This is a genomic window from Achromobacter veterisilvae (assembly GCF_037619525.1).
Lineage (GTDB): Bacteria > Pseudomonadota > Gammaproteobacteria > Burkholderiales > Burkholderiaceae_B > Achromobacter > Achromobacter veterisilvae.
The window spans coordinates 2,865,844-2,887,859 of record NZ_CP148753.1 but is presented as its reverse complement, the minus strand read 5'-3'; the positions used below and the strand labels follow the sequence as shown (position 1 = coordinate 2,887,859).

The following is a 22,016-nucleotide window of genomic DNA, read 5'->3' as shown; positions in this document are numbered from 1 at the left end:
TGTCAGACACCTGTATTACGCGGATGTCTGACACCTGCATTGCAGCATTACAGATAGCGCTTGAACCACTCCAGCATGCGCTTCCAGCCGTCCTGCGCGGCGTCGGCCTTGTAACTGGCCCGGTAGTCCGCCAGGAAGGCGTGGTCGGCTTCCGGGTACACCACGAACTCCGACCGCCTGGCGTTGTCGTTGCCGGCGGCCAGTTTGGCCTTCATGGCCTCGACGTCGGCCAGCGGGATGCTGGCGTCCTTGGCCCCGTACAGGCCCAGGACCGGCCCGTGAAGTTCGTTCACCACGTCGAAGGCCATGCGCTTGATCAGCGGGCCGTGGCCCACGCTGAGCTTGCCGTACCAGGCCACGGCGGCCTTCACGTCCGGATTGTGGGCCGCGTACATCCAGGTCAGGCGCCCGCCCCAGCAGAATCCCGTCACCGCCACGCGCTTGGCGTCCCCGCCGTTGCGGGCGGCCCAGGCCACGCTGGCGTCCAGGTCGGCGTACACCTGTTCGTCGGGCACCTTGCTGACCAGTTCCGAAATGAGCTTGGGGATGTCGGTATAGGCCGAGGCGTCGCCCTGGCGTTCGTACAGGTTCGCGGCCACGGCCAGGTAGCCGGCCTTGGCGACCCGCCGGCACAGGTCCTTGATGTGCTCGTGCACACCGAAGATCTCCTGCACCACCAGCACGATGGACAGGTCGCGCTTGCCTTCGGGCGCGGCGTAGTAGGCGTCGATCGAACCGTCGGCCACGGGCAGTTTGAAATCCCCGTGGACCAGTCCCTGGGTGTCCGTGTGGATCACGGTGGGCGCGACGTTGCCGGCTGCGGCGGAAAAACTCATGGAGTACTCCTCTGTTGGGGTCGACAAGGCCGGATACCCTGGAGCGTCCTAATGCCGGTGGACGTGCTCCGCCTGCGGCGCGCCATGGCCGGCTTCGGCATCATGGTCGTGCCCGTGGTGCATCAGCGTGGTCACGCTGTAGATCAGCGCCACGCCCACCCCGACCAGCAGCAACTGCGGGACGGCGTCGGCAAGGGATACCCGTTCGTGCATCTGCGGCATCAGGTCGGCCACCGAGATATAGAGGAAGCTGCTGGCCGCAACCACCAGAATATAGGGCACCCAGCCCTGCGCCTGCTGCAGCACGAAGAACCCTATTATGCCGCCCACGGCTGAACACAAGCTGGTGAACAGGATCAGGGCGAAGGCGCGGCGGCGCGCCAGGCCGGCGTTGAGCAGCACGACGAAGTCGCCGAGCTTGTGCGGCACCTCATGGATGATGATGGACGCGGCGGTCAGCACGCCCAGCAGCGGATCGGTCAGGAAAGCCGCCGCCACCAGCACGCCGTCGCACAGATTGTGCAGCGAACTGCCGACCAGGATCAGCACGCCGCCCCGGCCCGCCTCGTGGCGGTCGTGCCCCTTGTGGTGATGGTGGCCGTCGCCCTCGTGATGGTGGCTGTGCCGCAGCAGCGCGATCTTCTCCAGCACGAAAAAACCGATCAGGGACGCCAGCATCAGCCCGAAGAGCACATGGGCGTCGGCCACGCCTGTCTCGAACGCCTCGGGCAGCAGGTGCAGCAGGGCCACCGACAGCAGCACCCCCACCGACAGGCTCACCATGTGGTGCAGATACTGCGCGAAGACCTTGTAGGCCAGCCAACTGGCGACAAGGACGGCGATGAGCCCGCCGGTGACGGTGGCAAGCAGAACCCAGAGCAGCAACATTTGGGGGACGTATTTAGAGGCGGGGAAGCGCAACATTATATTGTTGCAATCCCAAAACCGGAAATGGGCCGCCCCGGGAGGCGGCCCGTCGATTCCGCCGGCGCGGCGGCGGCCCGCCCTAGTGGGCCTGCTCCCAGTTCTTGCCCATGCCGACTTCGGCCACGAGCGGAACGCGCAAGGTCGCCACATTGCACATCAGGCGCGGCAGCGTTTCCTTGACCAGATCCAGTTCGGCGTCCGGCGCTTCCAGCACCAGTTCATCGTGCACCTGCATGATCATGCGCGTCTGGAGGTTTTCGGCTTCCAGCCAATCCTGCACCGCGACCATGGCCATCTTGATCAGGTCGGCCGCCGTGCCCTGCATGGGCGCATTGATGGCCGCCCGCTCCGCCCCTTGCCGGCGCGGGCCGGAGGCGCCGCGGATCTCCGGCAGTTGCAGGCGGCGTCCGAAGACGGTTTCCACATAGCCCTGTTCGCGCGCCCGGCGGCGGGTGTCTTCCATGTACATCGCCACGCCGGGATAGCGGGCGAAGTAGCGGTCGATATAGGCCTGCGCGGCGTCGCGCGTGATGCCCAGGTTGGACGCCAGGCCGAACACCCCCATGCCGTAGATCAGGCCGAAGTTGATGGCCTTGGCCGCGCGGCGCTGCTCCGTGGACACGTCCGCCAGCGGCACGCCGAACACTTCCGACGCCGTGGCGCGGTGGATGTCCTCGCCCGCGGCGAAGGCGCGTTGCAGGTTGGCGTCGTCGGACACGTGCGCCATGATGCGCAGTTCGATCTGCGAGTAGTCGGCGGACAGCAGCATGCCCTGCTCGGCGATGAACGCCTCGCGCACGCGGCGGCCGGCTTCGGTGCGCACCGGGATGTTCTGCAGGTTGGGATCGGACGAGGCCAGGCGGCCGGTGATCACGGCCGCCTGGGAATAGCGCGTGTGCACGCGCCCCGTGTCCGGATTGATCATGCGCGGCAGCTTGTCCGTATAGGTGGACTTCAGCTTGGACAGGCCGCGGTATTCCAGCAGCACCTGCGGCAGCGGATAGTCCTGCGCCAGCTTGGTCAGCACGTCTTCGTCGGTGGACGGCGCGCCGCCGGCGGTCTTGCGCACGACCGGCAACTGCATGCGGTCGAACAGGATCTCGCCCAATTGCTTGGGCGAATTCAGGTTGAAAGGCTGCCCGGCCAGCTCATAGGCCTTCTGCTCCAGCCGCAGCATTTCCTGGCCCAGCTTGTGGCTCTGGCGGCCCAGTTCGGCGGCATCGACCTTCACGCCGTTGCGCTCGATGGTGGTGAGCACCGCCGACACCTGTATTTCCAGCCGGTAGATGCGGTTCAGGCCTTCGTCGGCCGCCACCATCGGGCGCAGCACCCGATGCAACTGCAAGGTGAAGTCGGCGTCTTCGGCGGCATAGTGGCCGGCCTTGTCGACCGCGACCTCATCGAACCCGATCTGCTTGGCGCCCTTGCCGCACAAGTCCTCGTAGGACACGCCGCTGCGGCCCAGATAGCGCTGGGCCAGGTCGTTCAGGCCCACGCCGCGGTGCGATTCCAGCACATAGGCTTGCAGCATCGTGTCTTCGGCAATGCCCGCCAGCTTGATGCCTTCGTTGGCGAGCACGTGGGCGTCGTACTTGGCGTGATGCAGCAACTTGGCGCGCGTGGCGTCTTCCAGCCACGGCTTCAGCCGCGCCAGCACCTCGGCCTTGGGCAACTGGGTGGCGCCGTCCGGGCCGCGGTGCGCCACCGGGATGTAGCAGGCCACGCCCGGCTCCACCGCCAGCGACAGGCCGACAAGCCTGGCCTGCATCTGGTCCAGCGACGTGGTCTCGGTGTCCAGCGCCACCAGGGACGCCCCTTCCAGCTTCTCCATCCAGGCGTCGAATCCGGCCCAATCCGAAATGATCCGGTAGTCCAGTTCCGTGGGCGCGGCGGGCGCGTCGTGGGCGATGCGGGCGTCGCCCGCGGGCACGCGCTCGGCGTCGCCGGTCAGCTCGCGCAGCCAGGTGCGAAAGCCATAGTGTTCATAGATTTCGGTCAGCGCCGCGTCGTCGCGCGGGCGCGGCGTCAGGTCGTCGACGCTGTCGACGTGGCCCGCCAGGTCGCAGTCGCATTTCACGGTCAGCAACTGGCGCGTAAGCGGAAACTTCGGAATGGCGTCGCGCAGGTTGTTGCCCGCCACGCCCTTGACCCCGTCCGCGCCTTCGACCAGCTTGTCGATGGAGCCGAATTCCGTGATCCATTTGGCGGCCGTCTTCGGGCCCACCTTGGTCACGCCCGGGACGTTGTCCACCGTGTCGCCCACCAGCATCAGGTAATCCACGATGCGGTCGGGCGGAACGCCGAACTTGCTGGCCACGCCGGCTTCGTCCAGCACTTCGCCGCTCATGGTGTTGACCAGGGTGACGTGGCTGTTGACCAGTTGCGCCAGGTCCTTGTCGCCGGTGGACACGATGGTGTGCACGTCGTGTTCGGCGGCCCGCTTGGCCAGGGTGCCGATCACGTCGTCGGCTTCCACCCCTTCGATGGCCAGCACCGGCCAGCCCAGCGCCCGCACGGCGCGGTGGATGGGCTCGATCTGCGCCGCCAGGTCTTCCGGCATGGGCGGGCGATGCGACTTGTACTCCGGATAGATGTCGTCGCGGAACGTCTTGCCGCGGGCATCGAAAATACATGCGGCATACTCTGCCTTATGGTCAGATACCAGCTTGCGCAACATATTCACCACGCCATAGAGCGCCCCCGTGGGTTCGCCTTGCGCGTTGCGCAAATCAGGCATAGCGTGGAAAGCGCGGTACAAGTAACTTGAACCGTCGACCAGTAATAAGGTTTTTTTCATGGTTACAAAGGCAGATATGGCAATAACTGCGGAAACACCCGCCAACAAACAAATTCCGCTGATTATGTCAGAGATACGGACGGCGGCAGACGAGCTCGCGCATATCGGGCCCGCGGTCAGCGTCTTTGGCAGTGCACGAGTCAGCCGGAACTCCCCCCACTATGAAACCACCGTCGCGATCTCGGCCGCCCTGGCCGACGCCGGTTTCGCGGTGATCGCAGGCGGTGGCCCCGGCATCATGGAGGCAGCAAACAAGGGCGCATTCGAGGCAGGAGGCACCAGCATCGGGCTGAACATCAGCCTGCCGCACGAAGCGCACAATAACGAATACCAAACCATCAGCCTGTCGTTCGAGTATTTTTTCTCCCGCAAGGCTACATTTTTCATGCACAGCTTCGCCTATGTGGCGATGCCGGGCGGTTTTGGCACGCTGGACGAACTCTTCGAAGCGTTGACGCTCATCCAGACGGGCAAGGTCCCGCCCGCCCCCATCGTACTGGTGGGCAGCGAATACTGGTACGGCCTGGTCGATTGGCTGGGCAGCCAGGTGCTGGCCAACGGCATGATCGGCGCGCACGACCTGGATCTATTCATCGTCGAAGACGATCCGGTCAAGGTGGTGCGCAAGGTGGTGGAATTCCACGCGAAGGTCATCTCGGACGCGCAATACGCGCCGTCTCTGCCGGCCTGAGGGAAAAGGGGCGGCGTAACGCCGCCCCCTGCACTCTACCCTCTCATGAAAGACGGCAGCACGTCCGCCGGAATCGGGCAGACGTACGGCTGCCCGCGCCTCGTTTCGATCAGTTCTTCCTTGGCGCGCGCCAGCGCCTGCGGCTGCGTGTACAGATCGGCGGCCGTCGCGGCGATGATCTTGGCCGCATGCACCATGCCCTTGTGCGCCAGCGACATCTTGCCCTGCGCCACCATCTGCCAGGAGTGGAACGGCGTGCCGTAGGCGTAGCAGGCGCCCCAGCACTGCGCGGTGGGCGCGACCCAGCTCACGTCGCCGACGTCGGTGGACCCGTAGGTGATCTCGGCCTTGGCGGGATCGTACGGCGCCACGCCCTGGAACAGCGGCGTGGGGTTGCGCAGCACCGCGCCCAGGTTCTTGCCGGCGTTGTCGATGTCGTCTTCGGAAATCGCGTCCCACATGCGGCGCGCGGCCTGCTGCTCGCCGTCCGTGTACGACGGCCCTTGCAGCGCCAGCATGTTGGCATACATGACCTCGTTGAGCACGCGGTTCGGGATGTAGTTCGAGCAGGCCTTGTCGAAGACGATCTCCAGTTCGCAGCCGGTCATCAGCGCCGCGCCGCGCGCCACGTTCTGCACGCGTTCGTACAGTTCCGCCGCCTGGGCGTTGATGGGCGCGCGCACCAGGTACAGCACCTCGGCGCGGGCCTGCACCACGTTGGGAGAAATGCCGCCGCTGTTGGTCACGGCGTAATGCACCCGGGCGTCCGGCACCATGTGTTCGCGCAGGTAGTTCACGCCCACGTTCATCAGTTCGACCGCGTCCAGCGCGCTGCGGCCCAGGTGCGGCGAATTCGCCGCATGCGCGGCGATGCCGCGGAAGCGGAAATAGGCCTGGATGTTGGCCAGCGACGACTGGTGGAAGATCCCCGTGTGCGAGGTGGGATGCCAGGTCAGCGCCGCGTCCAGGTCGTCGAACAGCCCCGCCCGCGCCATGAAGGTCTTGCCCGAACCGCCCTCTTCCGCCGGACAGCCGTAGAAGCGGATGGTGCCGGGCAGCCCGTTGGCTTCCAGGAACTCCTTCACCGCCGCCGCCGCGAAATGCGCGGCCGTGCCCAGCAGATGGTGGCCGCAGCCGTGGCCATTGCCGTTGGGGGTTTCCGGCGAGGGCTGGCAGGCGTACGCGCCGCTTTCCTGGCTCAGGCCCGACAGCGCGTCGTATTCCCCCAGGATGCCGATCACCGGGCCGCCGCTGCCGGCCTCGGCCACGAACGCGGTGGGGATGCCGGCGGCGTCCCGTGTAATGCGGAAGCCGGCTTCCTCCAGCATCGCGATGTGCAGTTCGGCGGACCTGTGCTCGTCGTAGCGCAATTCCGCCAGGCTCCAGATGCGGTCGCTCAGGTCCGCGTAACGCTCGCTGCGCGCGTCGATGAACGGCGCGAGTTTGTCGATGGCACCCATGGTTTCTCCAGTGGCAGGGGTCGTGTGAGCCGGGTTCCTTCGGGGCGGCCCGGCGGGAAAGGCCGCTTACTCGTCGAGCTTGATCCCGGCAGTTTCAATGATTTTCCGGTTGGCGGCCAGCGTCCGGGCGATGCGCTCGGCGAATGCCTGCGGCGTGCCCGAATCCGGCTGCGCGCCCAGGGCCGCCAGGCGTCGCACCAGCGCGGGGTCGGCCAGCGCGCGGTCCACGGCCTGGTTCAGGCGCAGCACCACGGCGTCGGGCGTGCCGGCCGGCGCGACCAGGCCGAACCAGGTCTGGCCCAGCGCGTTCAACTGCGGATAACCCAGCTCCGCCAGGGTGGGCAGTTCCGGCATGCCCTCCAGCCGCCCGGGCGCGGACACGGCGATCGCGCGCAGCTTGCCGGCCTTGATCAGCGATTGCGCCGACGCGTACTGGTCCTGCTGCACCTGCACCTCCCCGCCCACCGCCGCGGTCAGCGCCGGCCCCATGCCGCGGTACGGCACGTGCAGCACGTCCACTTTCAGGTCGGCGTTCATGGCCGCCAGGTTCAGGTGCCCCAGCGAGCCCACGCCCGGCGAGCCGTAGGAATACTTGCCGGGATGCGCGCGGAGTTCGGCCAGGAATTGCGCGAAGTCCTGCGCTGGAAACGCCGGGTTCACCATCCACACGACCGGCACCGTCGCCACCGTCGCCACCGGTTTCAATTGCGTCGCCGGATCGACCCGCTGGGTGCCGTACAGCAGCGGATTGACGGCCATGGTGCTGACCGTCGCCATGCCCAGCGTGTAGCCGTCGGCCTGCGCCCGCGCCACGGCCTCGATGCCGATCAGGCCGCCCGCGCCCGCGCGGTTTTCCACCACCACGCTCTGGCCCAGTTCCTTGCGCAGGCCGTCGGCCACCGCGCGGGCCAGCACGTCCGTGGATCCGCCGGGCGCGAAGGGCACGATGAGGCGCACGGGCTGGGACGGATATCCGCCCTGGGCGGCCGCCAGGGAACACGCGCCGAGGGTCACGGCGCAGACGAGGGCATGCAGCAGGCGGTACTTCATGGACGGGGCCACTCCTTGGGAAAGGAAGCAATGAAAGGAATCGCTGCATTGTGGCCAGGGCATATCCTTATTTCAAATACATTAATGGGGTTATATATTCAAATTTTGAATATCTTGAACCACCTCTCATGGACGTCGCCCCCGCCACCCTGCTGGCCCGCCTGCTCGCCAAGGGCCGGCTGCGGCACCTGCAATTGCTCGCCGGCATCGCCGACCTCGGCAGCATCCAGCAGGCGGCCAGCCACGCCGGCATGAGCCAGCCCGCGGCCACTCACGCGCTGGCCGATATCGAAGGCCTGCTGGGCGTGCGCCTGTTCGAACGCCATGCGCGCGGCATGCGGACCACGCGCAGCGGCCAGCTCATGGCCGAATGCGCCCGGGGCATGCTGACGACCTTGCGCGCCTCCACCGACTCCGTGGCCGCCCTGCGCCAGGGCGCCACCGGCTACCTGCGGCTGGGCGCCATTCCTGCGGCCAGCGGCGGCCTGCTGGCCGAACGCCTGCCCGCCTACATGAACGCGCGGCCCGGACTGCAAGTGGAAATCGTGGAAGGCAGCCGCGAACACCTGCTGCCGCAGGCCGCCAACGGCGGCCTGGACATGCTGCTGTGCCGGCAGCCCGACGCGGTGCCGGCCGGCCTGGAATTCGTGCCGCTGCAACAGGACGAAGCGCTGATCGTGGCGGCCGCGGGCCATCCCCTGCTGGAGCCGGGCTGCTCGCCCACGGCCGCGCAGGCCGCCTCGCAGCTCTGGATCGAGCCCCGGCCGGAATTGGCCATCCACGCGGTCTTCAAGGCCTTCTTCGAGCGCGCCGGCGTCGTTCCCCGCCTGTGCAGGCTGGCCAGCGCCGCGCCTCCCATGCCGCTGCTCATCGCCGTCATGCAGGCTCAGCAGGCCCTGGCGATGGTGCCGCGGACCCTGGCCGGCTGGTACATGCAGCGCGGGCATTTCCAGCGCGTGGACATCGCCTCCCCCGGCGCGTTCCTGCCGATAGGCGCGATCGTCCGCGACAGCGGACCGGGCCGCGATTTCCTGGACTGGCTGGGAACGGGCCCTAGCCCATCGCCTTGACGATGGCCTCGCGCGCCAGGCCGACGAATTCGCTTTCGCCCGGCCGCGCGGGCAGTAGACGGAACTCCACCGCCGGCAAGGCCGGCAGGCCAGGCGCGCGCAGGCGCGCAATGCCCGGCGCCAGGGAGGACTCGTTCAGGCAGGCCACGCCCAGCCCCGCCGCCACCGCCAGTTGCAGCCCCGCCACGCCGGAGGCCACGTGGGCCACCGAATACGGGATGCCGCGGCGCGACAGCAGGCGCTCGACGAATTGCCGCAGCGCGCAGGTTTCCGGCAGCACCAGCAGCGGCAATTCCTCGCCCGATGCCGCCGCCCGCCCGTCGGCCGCCATCCACAAGAGCGGTTCGCGCCGCAGCAGCGCGCCCTGGGCGCGGCCCCGCGCGGCGCCGCGTTCCTGGATGGACATCGAAATCCCGACGTCGATTTCGCCGCGCTCGTAGGCCGCCTCGATCGCGCCGCTCTTCATGATGGTGACGTGCAGGCGCACTTGCGGATATTGCTCGTTCAGCCTGCGCAACAGGCGCGCCACGTCGCCGGGGCGGAAGTAATCCGTGACGCACAGGCGCAGTTCGCCGCGCAGCGCCACGCCGCGCAGGTCGCGGTAGGCCTCGTCGCTCAGCGCCAGGATGGCGCGCGCGTGGGCCAGCAGGCGTTCCCCCGCCGGCGTCGGGGCCACGCCGCCCTTGCCGCGCACCAGCAGGGGCTGCCCGGCGCGCTCCTCGAGCTTGCGCATCTGCTCGCTGACCGAAGACTGCGACAGGAACACTCTCGGCGCGGCGGCCGTCAAGCTGCCGGCATCGAGCACGGCGACCAGGGTGCGCAATTGGTCGAGGTCGAATCCGGACATGGCTTATCCAACGGTTTCTTCGATGGATGGAATCGTAATTTCCCGCGTTTCCGATGTCAATGCGGCGCCTAGACTGGCTGCATTCCCATCACCGACAGGAGTTCCGCCATGCCCCACATCGTGATCCACCTTTCCGGCCATCCCGACGCCGCCCGCGACCGCCGCGTGGTGGACGCCGCCGCCGGGCTGACCCAATCCGTGCTGGGCAAGAAACTGCCCGTCATCGCGATCACGCTGCAGCACATTCCCCACGACCTCTGGTTCATCGGCGGCCGGCCGCTGTCCGAACAGGGCAGGAATGCCTTCCACCTGGACATCAGCGTCACCGACGAAACCAACACCAAGGCCGAGAAGGCGCGCTTCATCAAGGACGTCTACGCGGCCTTCCAGGACATCCTGGGCGAACTGCACGAGTGCTCGTACGTGCACGTGATCGACGCGCGCGCGGCGGCGTACGGATACGGCGGGGCGACGCAGGAATACCGCCACCAGCACGGCTGACCGCCGCGCCGCCCCCCGCCGCGGGGCTCAGCCGCGGGGCTCAGCCGATATCCCCGCCCGCCACGTACATGATCTGGCCGGTGATGTACGACGCCTCGGGCGCGGCCATGAAGCAGATCGCCGCGGCCACCTCGTCGGCCTGGCCCAGCCGGTCCTGCGGCGTGTCCTTCAGGCAGGAGACGTACATCTCCTTCATCCAGGCGGTCTCCTGCTCGGACGGCGGCTCGGCGTTGCGGGGAATGGCGCGCACGCCGTTGTCCAGAGCGCCCGGCGACACGCAATTCACCCGCACGCCCGATTTCGCGAGCTCCAGCGCCATGCAGACGGTTGCCGCGTGCACGCCGCCCTTGGACGCGGAATACGGCACCCGGTAGATCCCGCGCGTGGCGTTGGAGCCCACATTGACGATGGCCCCGGCGCCCTGCTCGCGCATCACCGGAATGACGGCGCGGCAGGACCACAGCGTGGGCCACAGCGAGCGGTTGACCTCGCGCTGCATCTGTTCCGGCGTGTATTCCCAGAACGGCTTGGCCCAGATGGTGCCGCCCACGTTGTGCACGGACACGTCGATGCGGCCGTTGATCTCCAGGGCGGACTGGACCATGGACTGCGCGCCTTCGTGTGTTTCCAGGTCGGCCTGGACAAAGCGGGCGCGCCCGCCGGCGGCGCGGATCTCTTCGGCCACGGCGGCGCCCTGGACCTCCGCGCGGTCCACGACGACGACCTGCGCGCCCTCGGCGGCCAGGCGCAGGGCCGCGGCCCGGCCCACGCCCTGGGCGGCGCCCGTGACCAGGGCCACCTGCCCCTCGAAGCGTTGATGCGTAAACATGGAATGGCGACTCGTCATGGGTTAGTGGGCAGCGGACAGCGCCGCGTTGGAAGGCGCGTGGGAAAGCTTGATGCTCAGCACCGCGAGCGCCGCGACGGCCAGGGGCACGGCCAGGGCCAGGAAGAAGCCCGACGGGCCGCCCCAGGCCAGGAACGAGCCGCCGATGGCGGATCCCGCGATCGCGCCGGCGCGTCCCATGCCGATGGCCCAGCCGGCGGCCGTGGCGCGCAAGGCGGTGGGATAGGCGCCCACGATCAGGTAGTTCAGCGCGATCTGCTGCCCGCCGATGCCCAGGCCGGCGGCGCCGACCAGGATGAACACCAGCGTCCAGTTGTCGCCCGCGTAGCTCAGGCCGATGGCCACCGCGATGCCCAGGGCGAACATCGCGCCCAGCAGCCGCCGGGTGTTCACGCGGGGCAGCAGGAACGACAGCGGAATCGCGCAGATGATGAAGACGGCGTTGACGATCACGGTCCCCATCGGCGCCTGCGCGGCGGGCAGGCCGGCGGCCTTCAACACCGTGGGCAGCCACGACAGCAGCATGAACCACGCGACCCAGTTCAACAGGTACACCGACCAGATGGCCACGGTCTTGCCGCCATGCCCGCCCGAGAACAGCGCCTTGACGCTGGCCTTGGCGACCGATTCTTCCGGCACGGTGAAGCGCGCGTCGGCGTCCAGCTTGCGGCGGGAGATCATGGAGAGGACGCGCGCGATGTAGCGCTGGCTGTCGGGATCGCGGCGGGTGGCCTTGAAATACAGCGACTCGGGCAGTATCAGCGCGGTGACCGCCAGCAGGGCCAGAGGCGCCAGGCCGCCCACCACGAAGATGCCTTCCCAGCCGATGACCGGCAGCATCCTGGCGGCCAGCAATCCGCCCAGCATGGCGCCGGCCGGCAAGCCCAGCAGGACGCCCGTCATGATGGCGCCGCGCAGGCGGGCCGGACCGTATTCCGCGGCCAGGGCCAGCAGCACCGGAGTGCAGCCGCCCATGCCCAGGCCCGCGATGAAGCGCAGCACCAGGATGTGGGTGGTGTCGGTCGCCCAGGCCGTGGCCAGCGTGGACAGGCCGAACAGGGCCAGGCCGATCATGATCGCGGGCCGGCGGCCGATGCGGTCGCCGATCAGGCCCAGGGTCATGGCGCCCACCGTCATGCCGACGATGCCCGCCGTCAGGATGGGCGCGAGCGCGCCCGCCTGCAGGTTGAATGCGGCCAGGATGGCCGGTCCCGTGAAGGCGATCGCCTGCGTGTCGAATCCGTCGAACAGCGCGATCATGAAACACAGGATCAGGACGCGCCACTGGAACGCGCCAAGGCGCTCCTGGTCGATCAGCGTCGGAATCGACCAACTGGAGGAAGTGCTCATCTTGCTTGTCTCCATGGCGCGGCGGTATCGGCGCCGCGCCGGGTATTTTTTGAATGGGGCGAAGGCGGCGCCGGACAATGGCGCCGCCGGGATCTAGGCGGCGACGCGGTCCATCCGGGCTTCCGGCCGGGCCTCGTCCGCGTCCAGCGCCGGCTGCATCACGAAGTCGAAACAGACGCGCGTGAACGGCGCGTTCACGCCCAGGCTCTCGTAGCCGGCGGGCGGCGTGCCCGGCTGCAATTCGACGACCAGCCCGTCGCGCGTGGCGAAGGCGAAATCGTCGTCCAGGAAGGTATCGCCCGGGATGTTGACCTGGGTCGTCAGCGTGCGCAGATTCTCGGCGGCCACCAGGAAATGGATGTGGGCCGGACGGTTGCCATGGCGGCCCAGGGCTTCGAACAGTTCGGAAGTCGGGCTGGCGGGCGGAATCGCATAGCCCGGGGGAATGAAGCTGCGGAAGCGGTAGCGGCCCTGCGCGTCCGTCCGGATCTTGCGGCGCAGGTGATAGTCCTCCTGGTCGGGATCGAAGTGCGAATAGCGGCCCAGTTCATTGGCGTGCCAGACGTCCAGGAGCGCGCCGGCGACGGGATTGCCGTCCGTGTCGCGCACCTGGCCTTCCATGACCAGGACCTCGCCGCGGGGCGGATCCTCGTCCAGCCGCGCCTGTCCCTCGGACAGCGGCGCGCCCGCGATGTAGAGCGGCCCCTCGATCGCGCGCGGCGTGCCCGCGGCCCGATTGGCGGCCTCGTCGGCCTCTTCCTCGCGGATGTCGATCAGGCGGTCGAACCCCAGGCCCGCGGTGATCAGGCCGATCTGGCCGCTGGCGCCCAGCCGGGCAAGCCAATTCACGCCGGCCCAGAACTCGTCGGGCTTGATGTCGAGGTCGTCGATCGCGCGAAACAGGTCCGACACGATGCGCTGCGAGATCTGCCTGACCCGTTCGTTGCCGGGGTTCACCTGGGAACTGTTGACCAGGTCCAATAATTGTTGCTGGGTATATTCAGCCATGATGCGTCTCCTTTTGTGTAGTAAGCGAGAAAGCGGCGGGTCAATTCCCGGACTCCGCGTGCCTGCGGCCGAAGTCGACGGTCTTCGGCGCCAATCCCTGGCGGGCCCGGTCGTAGCGGTCGAGACGCTTTGCGTCCACCTCCACGCCGAAACCCGGCCCGTCGGGCAGTTGAAGTTCAAAATCGCGCACTTCCATCGGCTGCCCGACGATGTCGTCGACCAGCAGTTGCGGACCGAACAGTTCGCAGCCGTGGTGCCGGTCCGAAAGCGTGGCGAAGACGTGGGCGGACGCGGCGCTGCCCAGCGAAGTCTCCAGCATGGTGCCGCCGTACCAGCCGATGTCGGCCGCGTCGGCGATCGCCGCGACTTCGCGCGTCCGCAGCAGGCCGCCGTGCTTGGCGACCTTGAGCGAAAACACGTGGCACGCGCGTTGGGACGCCAGTTGGAACGCATCCTGCGGCGAGCACAGGCTCTCGTCGGCCATGACCAGGGCGGTGTCTCCCAGCGCCTGCGTGGCTTCGCGCAGTGCCTGCACGTTCCATTTGGCGACGGGCTGCTCGATCAGCGTCACGCCGGCGTCCACCAGCCTGGGCAGGAAGCGGCGCGCGGTGTTGCCGTCCCACGCCTGGTTCACATCCACCGTCATGGTGGCGCGGCCGTCCAGGCCGCGCGCGATGCGCTCCACGTGCTCGACGTCGTCGGCCGGGCTGCGCGCGCCGATCTTGAGCTTGAACAAGCGGTGGCGGCGCGACTGGAGCATTTTTTCGGCCTCTTCCAGGTCGAGCCGCGAATCGCCGCTGGCCAGCGTCCATGCCAGGGGCAGGCTTTGAATCCGCTTGCCGCCCAGCAGTTGCCACGCGGGCACGTCCAGGCTGCGCGCCACCGCGTCCACGAGCGCCATTTCCACGGCGCTCTTGGCGAACATATTGCCCTTGCAGACGGCCTCGAAGCGCGCGAAGTGCTCGCAGAACTTGCGGGCGTCACCGCCCGTCGCGGCCGGAGCCAGATACTCCTGGATCGCGTGCAGGATGGTCTCGGGCGATTCTTCGTTCCACGAAGGCCCGCCGATGGTGGCCGCCTCGCCGAAACCGCAGGCGCCGTTGGCCAGCCAGAGCTGCACGATGACAGGGCTCTGCCGATTGATCGCGCCGAAGGAAAACTTGTGGGGCCGGATGGTCGGGATATCGACGATCCGCGCCTGGATGCGCTCGATGCGCCAGGCCGAATCGTTCTGCATGATCGGCGCCCGCGTGGGCGCATGGGTCGAAACGGAGGTCATAAGTCTGCTGCCATGGATGATGCCCGCAGATTAGGACTCGGCTCCGTTTGCATCCAATGATTTATTTTCAATGGAACATTCGATAGAATCGAACGATCAGGTAGCAATAATCGATGGAAATACATCAGTCCATCCGGGATTACGCGAGGAAAAAACCATGGAAATCCGTCAGCTCCGCTACTTCCTCAGCGTGGCGGAAACCGAACACCTGACCCGTTCCGCGGACGCCCTGCACGTAACCCAGTCCACCTTGTCCCACGGGCTGCGGCAACTGGAGGAAGAGCTGAACATGCCCCTGTTCGACCGCATCGGGCGGGGCCTGCGGCTGTCGCAGGCGGGCAAGGTGCTGCGCGATCACGCGAGCCGGGCCCTGCAGGAGATCGAAGCGGGAAAGATGGCGCTCGCGGATCTGGCCGGCCTGCAGGCGGGCTCCCTCACAATCGGCGTCATTCCGACCTTCCTGACCCACTTCGTCCCCGACGCCGTGGCGGGGTTCAGCCTGGCGTTTCCCAAGGTCCAGATACACGTGCGTGACCTTCGGGCCGGCCCCATCGAGGAACTGCTGATCGCGGGCCAACTGGACCTGGGAATTTCGTTCCACCCGGCGCTGCGCGAAGAAATCGAGGCCCAGCCGCTGTTCGAAGAGCGGCTGCAGGTGGTCGTGAGCAAACGGCATCCGCTGGCCGCCCGCCGCAGCCTGCGCATGCGCGAACTGGAAGGCGTCCCGCTGGCGTTGCTGCCGCGCAGCTTCGCGACCCGCCGCATGATAGACGCCGCCTGCCTCACGGCGGGCCTGAAGCCCGACGTGCGGGTGGAAATGGAATCGGTGGACGCCCTGATACACCTGTGCCGCCAAGGCGCGCTGGCGACGATCTCCGCCGAGCACGCCGCGCAGCAGGCGGCGAACGAGGCCGGCTCGGCATTGAAGAGCATCGTCCTGACCGAGCCCGCCACGGTCCGCCGCGCCGCCATCCTGTGGCGCCGGGATGCCTCGCGCAGCCGGGCGGCGCTGGAGTTTTCGGCCAGATTGCTGACCGCCACCCAGCGCCTGCCGGGCGCCGCCGCCTCGCGCGCCTGAACCGGGGCCACGGCCGGCCGGCGAAAAAAAACCGCACACCCGGAAGTGTGCGGCCTTCTTGCTGTGCGGCAACGCGGGGCGGCGCCCCGCCACCCGCTTAGACGGCGGATTCGCGCGCGGCGCGCTTGCGTTCGTTTTCGAGCAGGTAGCGCTTGCGCAGGCGGATCGACTTGGGCGTGATTTCCACCAGTTCGTCGTCGTCGATGAATTCCACGGCGTATTCCAGCGACATCTGGATCGGCGGAACCAGGCGCACGGCTTCGTCGGTGCCCGAGGCACGCACGTTGGTCAGTTGCTTGCCCTTGATGGGGTTCACGACCAGGTCGTTGTCGCGGCTGTGGATACCGATGATCATGCCTTCGTACAGCGCATCGCCCGGGCTGACGAACATGCGGCCGCGATCCTGCAGCTTCCAGAGGGCGTAGGCCACGGCGTCGCCGTGGTCCTGGCTGATCAGCACGCCGTTGCGGCGCTCGCCGATCGAGCCTTCCTTGATGGGCGCGTATTCGTGGAAGATGTGGCTCATCAGGCCGGTGCCGCGGGTCAGCGTCAGGAACTCGTTCTGGAAGCCGATCAGGCCGCGGGCGGGGATCAGGTATTCCAGGCGGGTGCGGCCGCGGCCGTCCGGCTGCATGTCCTGCAGATCGCCCTTGCGGCGGCCCAGTTCTTCCATCACGCCGCCCTGGTGGGCGTCCTCGACGTCGACGGTCAGCGATTCGAACGGCTCGCACTTCACGCCGTCGATGTCCTTGAACACCACGCGCGGGCGCGACACGGCCAGCTCGTAGCCTTCGCGGCGCATCGTTTCCAGCAGGATGGTCAGGTGCAGTTCGCCGCGGCCCGACACTTCGAACACCGTATCGTCGCCCGTGTCGCGCACTCGCAGCGCCACGTTGGACTTCAGTTCGCGGTCCAGGCGGTCGCGCAGTTGGCGGCTGGTCACGAACTTGCCTTCGCGGCCGGCCAGCGGCGACGTATTCACCATGAAGTTCATGGTCAGGGTGGGCTCGTCGATGCGCAGCATCGGCAGCGCGTCCTGCGTGACCGTATCGGTGACGGTGCAGCCGATGCCCAGTTCCTCGATGCCGTTGACCAGCACGATGTCGCCGGCCTCGGCCTCGTCCACGACGATGCGCTCCAGGCCGTGGAACTTCAGCACCTGGTTGATGCGGCCGCGGCCGCCCTGGCCCTCGGGACCGAACTTGTAGGCCACTTCCATGCCGGGGCGCATGCGGCCGCGGTTGATGCGGCCCACGCCGATCTTGCCGACGTAGCTGTTGTAGTCGAGCGAGATGATCTGCATTTGCAGCGGACCGTTGGGGTCGTCTTCGCGCTGCGGCACGTGTTCGAGGATGGCTTCGAACAGGGGACGCATGTCGCCTTCGCGCACGTCGGCGCTCAGGCCCGCGTAGCCCGACAGGCCCGAGGCGTACACCACCGGGAAGTCCAGTTGCTCGTCGGTGGCGCCCAGCTTGTCGAACAGGTCGAAGGTGGCGTTGATGACGAAATCGGTGCGGGCGCCCGGGCGGTCCACCTTGTTGACCACGACGATGGGCTTCAGGCCGAGGGCCAGCGCCTTGCGGGTAACGAAGATGGTCTGGGGCATGGGGCCTTCGACCGCGTCCACCAGCAGCAGCACGCCGTCGACCATGGACAGCACGCGCTCGACTTCGCCGCCGAAGTCCGCGTGTCCCGGGGTGTCGATGATGTTGATGTGCGTGCCTTGGTATTCAACGGCACAGTTCTTGGCCAGAATGGTGATGCCGCGCTCTTTTTCCAGATCGTTCGAGTCCATGACCCGTTCGGTCAGCGCCTGGTTTTCGCGGAAGGTGCCGGATTGGCGCAGCAACTGGTCGACCAGGGTCGTTTTGCCGTGGTCGACGTGGGCGATGATGGCGACGTTGCGCAGGGCGCGAGTCATAGCTAGTCCTTTAAGGTCAGGTGGCGGGCAGCAAGCCCGCCGGCAATTCGTTCAGTGCAAGCAATGCCTGCTTGGGGTCTGGCATGGCCTGCAAGGCTTCCAGCGCAACGGCGCGTTCCAGGGAAAAGGGCCCGACGTGCGTGCGCCGCAGCGCCGTCAGGTGGGCGTAACAGCCCAGCACGCGCCCGATGTCCTGGGCCAGCGTCCGGATGTATGTGCCTTTACTGCAAGCCACATCGATCTCTGCCTGCGTCCCGTTCAGGGACAGCAGTTCGATGCGGTGTATCGTGATCTGGCGCGGCGGCCGTTCAAGCTCGATGCCCGCGCGCGCGTACTCGTACAAGGGCTTGCCGTCGCGCTTGAGCGCCGAATACATCGGCGGAATCTGCTCGATCGTGCCCGAGAAACGTGACAGCGCTTCGCGCAGCGCCTGCTCCTCCACCACGAAGCCCGGCTCGGCCGTGGACACCACGTTGCCGGTCAGGTCGCCGGAATCGGTTTCCGACCCGAATTGCAGCGTAGCGCGATAGGCCTTGTCGGCGTTGAGCATGGCGCCCGAAATCTTCGTCGCGCGCCCCATGCAGCACACCAGCAGCCCGGTGGCGAAGGGATCCAGCGTGCCCGTATGGCCGGCTTTCGCCGCGTCCATGGCGCGCTTGGCGCGTTGCAGGGCATGGTTGCTCGACAGACCCACGGGTTTGTCGAGCAACAGCACACCGTCGAGCATAAGCCCGCGTCGTTTAGCCATCGTCGGAATCCGGTAGTAAAGCAGTGACGACAGCCCGATCAGGACTGGTCTTCAGGTTCGTCGGGCACGCCCGAGTGCGGGCCGGGCCGGTTTGCGCGGTCGATCAGGATCGACATTTCGATGCCACGGGCAATCTGCTCGTCGTGGATGAAACGCAAAGTGGGGACAGTGTGAATGTGCAACAGCTTGTAGAGCTGCGAATGCAGCCAGCCGGCCTTCTCGTTCAGCAGCGCGGTCGCGGCTTCGGGCTCGGCGCCCAAAACCGTGAAATACACCTTCGCGTGCGCGTAGTCGGTCGACAGCTCCACACCAGAGAGCGTGATCAAGCCAGCGCGGGTCGTGTCGATCTCGCGCTGGATGATCCCGGCCAGATCCTTCTGGATCTGGTCGGCCAGCCGCAGATTGCGGCCGGGGATGGCTTTGGACTTGTGACGGCTCATTAGAAATAATGCCTCGCGACGCCTTACAGCGTACGCGCGATTTCCTTGATTTCAAAGACTTCCAGTTGGTCGCCCACCTGGATGTCGTTGTTGCCGCGCAGCGTAAGGCCGCAGTCGAAGCCCGACTTGACTTCCTTGACGTCGTCCTTGAAGCGGCGCAGCGAATCGAGCTGGCCGGTCCAGTGGACCACGTTGTTGCGCAGCAGGCGGACCTGCGAATCGCGACGCACGATGCCGTCGAGCACCATGCAGCCGGCGATGTTGCCGATGCGGGAAATGCTGTAGACCTCGCGGATCTCGACCAGGCCGATGACCTCTTCCTTCTTCTCGGGCGCCAGCATGCCCGACATGGCTGCCTTCACTTCGTCCACGGCGTCGTAGATGATGTTGTAGTAGCGCACGTCGATGCCGTTGTTCTCGGCCAGCTTCTTGGCGCTGGCTTCGGCGCGGACGTTGAAGCCGATCACGACGGCGTTCGAGGCGATGGCCAGGTTAATGTCGCTTTCCGAGATGCCGCCCACGGCGGCGTGCACGACCTGCACGCGGACTTCGTCGGTCGACAGCTTGGTCAGGGACTGCACCAGCGCTTCCTGCGAACCCTGGACGTCGGTCTTCACGATCAGGGCCAGGGTCTGCGTGCCCTCGCCCAGGTTGTCGAACATGGACTCCAGCTTCGCGGCCTGCTGGCGGGCCAGCTTGACGTCGCGGAACTTGCCCTGGCGGAACAGCGCGATTTCGCGCGCCTTGCGCTCGTCGGACAAGACCATCAGTTCGTCGCCGGCGGCCGGCACTTCGGTCAGGCCCTGGATTTCCACCGGAATCGACGGACCGGCTTCCTGGACGGGCTTGCCGTTTTCGTCGAGCATGGCGCGCACGCGGCCGAAGCTCGCGCCGGCCAGCACCACGTCGCCGCGCTTGAGCGTGCCGCTTTGCACCAGGATGGTCGCGACCGGGCCGCGGCCCTTGTCGAGACGGGCTTCGATGACCAGGCCCTTGGCGGGCGCGTCGACCGGCGCCTTCAGTTCCAGCACTTCGGCCTGCAGCAGCAGGTTTTCGAGCAGATCGTCGATGCCCTCGCCGGTCTTGGCCGACACGGACACGAACGGCACGTCGCCGCCGTATTCTTCCGGCACCACTTCCTCGGCGACCAGTTCCTGCTTGACGCGGTCGGGGTTGGCGCTGGGCTTGTCGATCTTGGTCATCGCCACGACCATGGGAACGCCAGCGGCCTTCGCGTGGTGGATGGCTTCGCGGGTCTGCGGCATCACGCCGTCGTCGGCCGCGCAGACCAGGATGACGATGTCGGTGGCCTTGGCGCCGCGGGCACGCATGGCGGTGAACGCCTCGTGGCCCGGGGTGTCCAGGAACGTGACCATGCCGCGTTCGGTCTGGACGTGGTAGGCGCCGATGTGCTGCGTAATGCCGCCGGCTTCGCCCGCGGCGACCTTGGCGCGGCGGATGTAGTCCAGCAGCGAAGTCTTGCCGTGGTCGACGTGGCCCATGACGGTCACGACCGGGGCGCGCGGCAACTGTTCGGCTTCGGTGCCGGCGGCCGATTCGTCCAGGAAGGCTTCCGGATCGTCCAGCTTGGCGGCGATGGCGACGTGGCCCAGTTCCTCGACCACGATCATGGCCGTTTCCTGGTCCAGGACCTGGTTGATGGTGACCATCTGGCCCAGCTTCATCAATTGCTTGATGACTTCGGCGGCCTTGACGGACATCTTGTGGGCCAGGTCGGCCACGCTGATGGTTTCCGGCACGTGGACTTCACGCGCGATGAATTCCTGCGGCGCCGGCTCGTTGCGGCGGTCGTTCTGCTGGTGACGGCCGCCTCGGCCGCCCCCCTTGCCGCCCTTGCCGCCCGCGCGCCAGCCGTCGCGGCTGGCCGGAGCGGCCGGCTTGTCAGCGGGCTTCTTGCGCGAAGCATCGTCGGACCAGGTCGAAGCGACTTCGGCCGTCTTGATGGTCTTCTTGTTGCCGGGAGCGGCGGGCTTGGCGTCCTTCTTCGCGCCGGGGGTCGCGCCGGGCTTGCCGGCCGGCTTGTGCAGCGTGCCCGAAATCGGCGCGGCGGCGGCGGGCGCCTCCGGCTCGGGAGCGCGCAGCACCTTGCGCGGGCGATTCAGCATCTCGCGCAGGGCGGCGGCTTCGGCCTCGGCGGCGCGGCGGGCCTCATCGCGGCCGGCCGACGTAGCGGAGGCGGCAAGAGGCGGGCCGGCGCGGCGGTTGTCCGCGCGGCTGCCAACCTTGACGGCGGGCGCGGCGGACTCGGGCTTCGCGGCGGATTTGACGGGTTCGGACTTCGCGGCAGGCTGAGCCTGGGCGACAGGCGCGGCGGCCTGGGAGGTGGATGGTTCGGACTTATTGGCTAGCACAACGGGTTCCGACCCGGCTTCTTCAGCCTTGGGCTCGGTGGATTCAGTCTTGACTTCGGGCTTGGCCTCTTCGGCCACGGGCTCGGCAGGAGCAAGCGCCGGCGTCGGTTCGGGTTCAGGCTGGGCCTGGACTTCGGCGGATTTCGCCTCGACGGGGGCGGGCGCTTCGGCCGCGACGGATTCAACGGGCGCGGGCGCTTCTACCGGCGCGGGCGCTTCTACAGCAACAGGCTCTTCCGCCTTGACGGGGGCCGCGGCCTCCGTCTGGACGGGAGCGGCCTCGCGCAGCTCGGCCGCGGCGGGAGCCTCGGGAACAGCCGGCGCGGACACCTGCTGAGCCTCTTCGGCGGAAGCTTCATCTTCGGCGCGCGCGGCGGCGGCCTGCTCCAGGGCGATTTCGGAGGGATCACGCTTGACGAACACGCGCTTCTTGCGCACTTCGACCTGGATCGTGCGCGAGCGGCCGGTGGCGTCAGCCTGCCGGATCTCGGAGGTCTGGCGGCGCGTCAGGGTGATCTTCTTGCCTTCGGTTGCGCCGTGGGCGCGGCGCAGCGATTCGAGCAATTTCGCCTTGTCGCTGTCGGTGACGGAATCGTCCACCGATTTGAGGTCAACGCCGGCCGAGCGCAGCTGATCCAGCAGCACATTGGCAGGCATTTTCAGCTCGGTAGCGAACTGGGCGACGGTGTTACTCGACATTAGGCTCTCTCTTCCCTATAGGCAGCTATTACAAACAACGTGAACTTGCGGAAGAATGGAATGCATCCATCCCGCCGCAGACCCGTGTCCTTTTG

General features: G+C 67.4%; 18 protein-coding genes. 4 read left to right on the top strand and 14 right to left on the bottom strand.

Translation table 11 applies throughout. The features are described from left to right. Window positions 1–47 precede the first annotated feature (47 nt). The 3 genes from WHX56_RS13295 to polA all read right to left on the bottom strand — a co-directional run bounded on the left by WHX56_RS13295 (window position 48) and on the right by polA (window position 4,560). Window positions 48–836, bottom strand: a complete 789-nt coding sequence (locus WHX56_RS13295; protein ID WP_338881443.1) for a dienelactone hydrolase family protein — start codon at window positions 834–836, stop codon at window positions 48–50. A 48-nt stretch (window positions 837–884) separates the two neighbouring features. Then, window positions 885–1,724, bottom strand: coding sequence for a ZIP family metal transporter (locus WHX56_RS13290; RefSeq protein ID WP_129242664.1), 840 nt, complete (start codon window positions 1,722–1,724; stop codon window positions 885–887). 118 nt (window positions 1,725–1,842) lie between these two features. Beyond that, window positions 1,843–4,560 carry a DNA polymerase I gene (gene polA / locus WHX56_RS13285; RefSeq protein WP_129242662.1) on the bottom strand — a complete coding sequence of 906 codons (2,718 nt, stop codon included), beginning with the start codon at window positions 4,558–4,560 and terminating at the stop codon, window positions 1,843–1,845. 64 nt (window positions 4,561–4,624) lie between these two features. Between polA and WHX56_RS13280 the strand changes: the two genes are divergently transcribed. Then, window positions 4,625–5,251 carry a TIGR00730 family Rossman fold protein gene (locus WHX56_RS13280; protein WP_287754542.1) on the top strand — a complete coding sequence of 209 codons (627 nt, stop codon included), beginning with the start codon at window positions 4,625–4,627 and terminating at the stop codon, window positions 5,249–5,251. A 35-nt stretch (window positions 5,252–5,286) separates the two neighbouring features. On the opposite strand, the gene WHX56_RS13275 is transcribed toward WHX56_RS13280, so the two are convergent. Together WHX56_RS13275 and WHX56_RS13270 are read right to left on the bottom strand one after the other, a co-directional pair. Continuing rightward, on the bottom strand, window positions 5,287–6,711 hold the full coding sequence (locus tag WHX56_RS13275; protein WP_338881441.1) for a M20 family metallopeptidase: 1,425 nt from the start codon (window positions 6,709–6,711) through the stop codon (window positions 5,287–5,289). Window positions 6,712–6,777: 66 nt separating this feature from the next. Next, a complete protein-coding gene (locus WHX56_RS13270; protein WP_338881439.1) occupies window positions 6,778–7,761 on the bottom strand; it encodes a Bug family tripartite tricarboxylate transporter substrate binding protein in 984 nt (327 codons plus the stop codon). 128 nt (window positions 7,762–7,889) lie between these two features. On the opposite strand from WHX56_RS13270, the gene WHX56_RS13265 reads away from it, so the two are divergent. After that, the gene (locus tag WHX56_RS13265; RefSeq protein WP_338881438.1) at window positions 7,890–8,831 is read left to right on the top strand and encodes a LysR family transcriptional regulator; all 942 of its coding nucleotides are present in this window, start codon (window positions 7,890–7,892) and stop codon (window positions 8,829–8,831) included. Here WHX56_RS13265 and WHX56_RS13260 read toward each other — a convergent pair. Further along, window positions 8,815–9,678 (bottom strand): LysR family transcriptional regulator, encoded by an 864-nt coding sequence (locus WHX56_RS13260; RefSeq protein WP_129242654.1) that lies wholly within the window; start codon window positions 9,676–9,678, stop codon window positions 8,815–8,817. The two genes, WHX56_RS13265 and WHX56_RS13260, sit on opposite strands and share 17 nt — an antisense overlap. A 108-nt stretch (window positions 9,679–9,786) precedes the next feature. Between WHX56_RS13260 and WHX56_RS13255 the strand changes: the two genes are divergently transcribed. Continuing rightward, window positions 9,787–10,179, top strand: coding sequence for a tautomerase family protein (locus WHX56_RS13255; RefSeq protein ID WP_129242652.1), 393 nt, complete (start codon window positions 9,787–9,789; stop codon window positions 10,177–10,179). Between the two features lie 40 nt (window positions 10,180–10,219). Here the strand turns inward: WHX56_RS13255 and WHX56_RS13250 are convergent, their stop codons facing one another. The 4 genes from WHX56_RS13250 to WHX56_RS13235 form a co-directional block, all read right to left on the bottom strand. Further along, window positions 10,220–11,008 (bottom strand): 1,6-dihydroxycyclohexa-2,4-diene-1-carboxylate dehydrogenase, encoded by a 789-nt coding sequence (locus WHX56_RS13250; protein ID WP_338881436.1) that lies wholly within the window; start codon window positions 11,006–11,008, stop codon window positions 10,220–10,222. Between the two features lie 21 nt (window positions 11,009–11,029). Beyond that, window positions 11,030–12,376, bottom strand: coding sequence for an MFS transporter (locus WHX56_RS13245; protein WP_287752534.1), 1,347 nt, complete (start codon window positions 12,374–12,376; stop codon window positions 11,030–11,032). A 93-nt stretch (window positions 12,377–12,469) separates the two neighbouring features. Then, window positions 12,470–13,384 (bottom strand): dioxygenase, encoded by a 915-nt coding sequence (locus tag WHX56_RS13240; RefSeq protein WP_129242647.1) that lies wholly within the window; start codon window positions 13,382–13,384, stop codon window positions 12,470–12,472. Window positions 13,385–13,424: 40 nt separating this feature from the next. After that, complete coding sequence (locus tag WHX56_RS13235) at window positions 13,425–14,621, bottom strand: muconate/chloromuconate family cycloisomerase (RefSeq protein ID WP_338881778.1); 1,197 nt, start codon at window positions 14,619–14,621, stop codon at window positions 13,425–13,427. Between the two features lie 199 nt (window positions 14,622–14,820). Here WHX56_RS13235 and cynR point away from each other — a divergent pair, with 199 nt between their 5' ends. Further along, entirely contained in the window at window positions 14,821–15,741 is a 921-nt protein-coding gene (gene cynR, locus WHX56_RS13230) for a transcriptional regulator CynR (protein ID WP_129242645.1), read from the top strand. A 97-nt stretch (window positions 15,742–15,838) separates the two neighbouring features. Here the strand turns inward: cynR and typA are convergent, their stop codons facing one another. From typA to infB, 4 genes are read right to left on the bottom strand one after another with little or no spacing between them, the layout of a single operon-like run. Further along, on the bottom strand, window positions 15,839–17,662 hold the full coding sequence (gene typA, locus WHX56_RS13225; protein WP_287752537.1) for a translational GTPase TypA: 1,824 nt from the start codon (window positions 17,660–17,662) through the stop codon (window positions 15,839–15,841). Window positions 17,663–17,678: 16 nt separating this feature from the next. Then, the gene (truB, locus tag WHX56_RS13220; protein WP_287752538.1) at window positions 17,679–18,410 is read right to left on the bottom strand and encodes a tRNA pseudouridine(55) synthase TruB; all 732 of its coding nucleotides are present in this window, start codon (window positions 18,408–18,410) and stop codon (window positions 17,679–17,681) included. A 38-nt stretch (window positions 18,411–18,448) separates the two neighbouring features. Then, window positions 18,449–18,850, bottom strand: coding sequence for a 30S ribosome-binding factor RbfA (gene rbfA / locus WHX56_RS13215; RefSeq protein ID WP_102774817.1), 402 nt, complete (start codon window positions 18,848–18,850; stop codon window positions 18,449–18,451). Between the two features lie 23 nt (window positions 18,851–18,873). After that, a complete protein-coding gene (gene infB / locus WHX56_RS13210; protein ID WP_338881431.1) occupies window positions 18,874–21,921 on the bottom strand; it encodes a translation initiation factor IF-2 in 3,048 nt (1,015 codons plus the stop codon). Between the last annotated feature and the right edge of the window lie 95 nt (window positions 21,922–22,016).

Coding starts and splice junctions, on each gene's coding strand:
- WHX56_RS13295 (WP_338881443.1), bottom strand. CDS start 836: ATGAGTTTTTCCGCCGCAGCCGGCAACGTCGCGCCCACCGTGATCCAC.
- WHX56_RS13290 (WP_129242664.1), bottom strand. CDS start 1,724: ATGTTGCTGCTCTGGGTTCTGCTTGCCACCGTCACCGGCGGGCTCATC.
- polA (WP_129242662.1), bottom strand. CDS start 4,560: ATGAAAAAAACCTTATTACTGGTCGACGGTTCAAGTTACTTGTACCGC.
- WHX56_RS13280 (WP_287754542.1), top strand. CDS start 4,625: ATGTCAGAGATACGGACGGCGGCAGACGAGCTCGCGCATATCGGGCCC.
- WHX56_RS13275 (WP_338881441.1), bottom strand. CDS start 6,711: ATGGGTGCCATCGACAAACTCGCGCCGTTCATCGACGCGCGCAGCGAG.
- WHX56_RS13270 (WP_338881439.1), bottom strand. CDS start 7,761: ATGAAGTACCGCCTGCTGCATGCCCTCGTCTGCGCCGTGACCCTCGGC.
- WHX56_RS13265 (WP_338881438.1), top strand. CDS start 7,890: ATGGACGTCGCCCCCGCCACCCTGCTGGCCCGCCTGCTCGCCAAGGGC.
- WHX56_RS13260 (WP_129242654.1), bottom strand. CDS start 9,678: ATGTCCGGATTCGACCTCGACCAATTGCGCACCCTGGTCGCCGTGCTC.
- WHX56_RS13255 (WP_129242652.1), top strand. CDS start 9,787: ATGCCCCACATCGTGATCCACCTTTCCGGCCATCCCGACGCCGCCCGC.
- WHX56_RS13250 (WP_338881436.1), bottom strand. CDS start 11,008: ATGTTTACGCATCAACGCTTCGAGGGGCAGGTGGCCCTGGTCACGGGC.
- WHX56_RS13245 (WP_287752534.1), bottom strand. CDS start 12,376: ATGAGCACTTCCTCCAGTTGGTCGATTCCGACGCTGATCGACCAGGAG.
- WHX56_RS13240 (WP_129242647.1), bottom strand. CDS start 13,384: ATGGCTGAATATACCCAGCAACAATTATTGGACCTGGTCAACAGTTCC.
- WHX56_RS13235 (WP_338881778.1), bottom strand. CDS start 14,621: ATGCAGAACGATTCGGCCTGGCGCATCGAGCGCATCCAGGCGCGGATC.
- cynR (WP_129242645.1), top strand. CDS start 14,821: ATGGAAATCCGTCAGCTCCGCTACTTCCTCAGCGTGGCGGAAACCGAA.
- typA (WP_287752537.1), bottom strand. CDS start 17,662: ATGACTCGCGCCCTGCGCAACGTCGCCATCATCGCCCACGTCGACCAC.
- truB (WP_287752538.1), bottom strand. CDS start 18,410: ATGGCTAAACGACGCGGGCTTATGCTCGACGGTGTGCTGTTGCTCGAC.
- rbfA (WP_102774817.1), bottom strand. CDS start 18,850: ATGAGCCGTCACAAGTCCAAAGCCATCCCCGGCCGCAATCTGCGGCTG.
- infB (WP_338881431.1), bottom strand. CDS start 21,921: ATGTCGAGTAACACCGTCGCCCAGTTCGCTACCGAGCTGAAAATGCCT.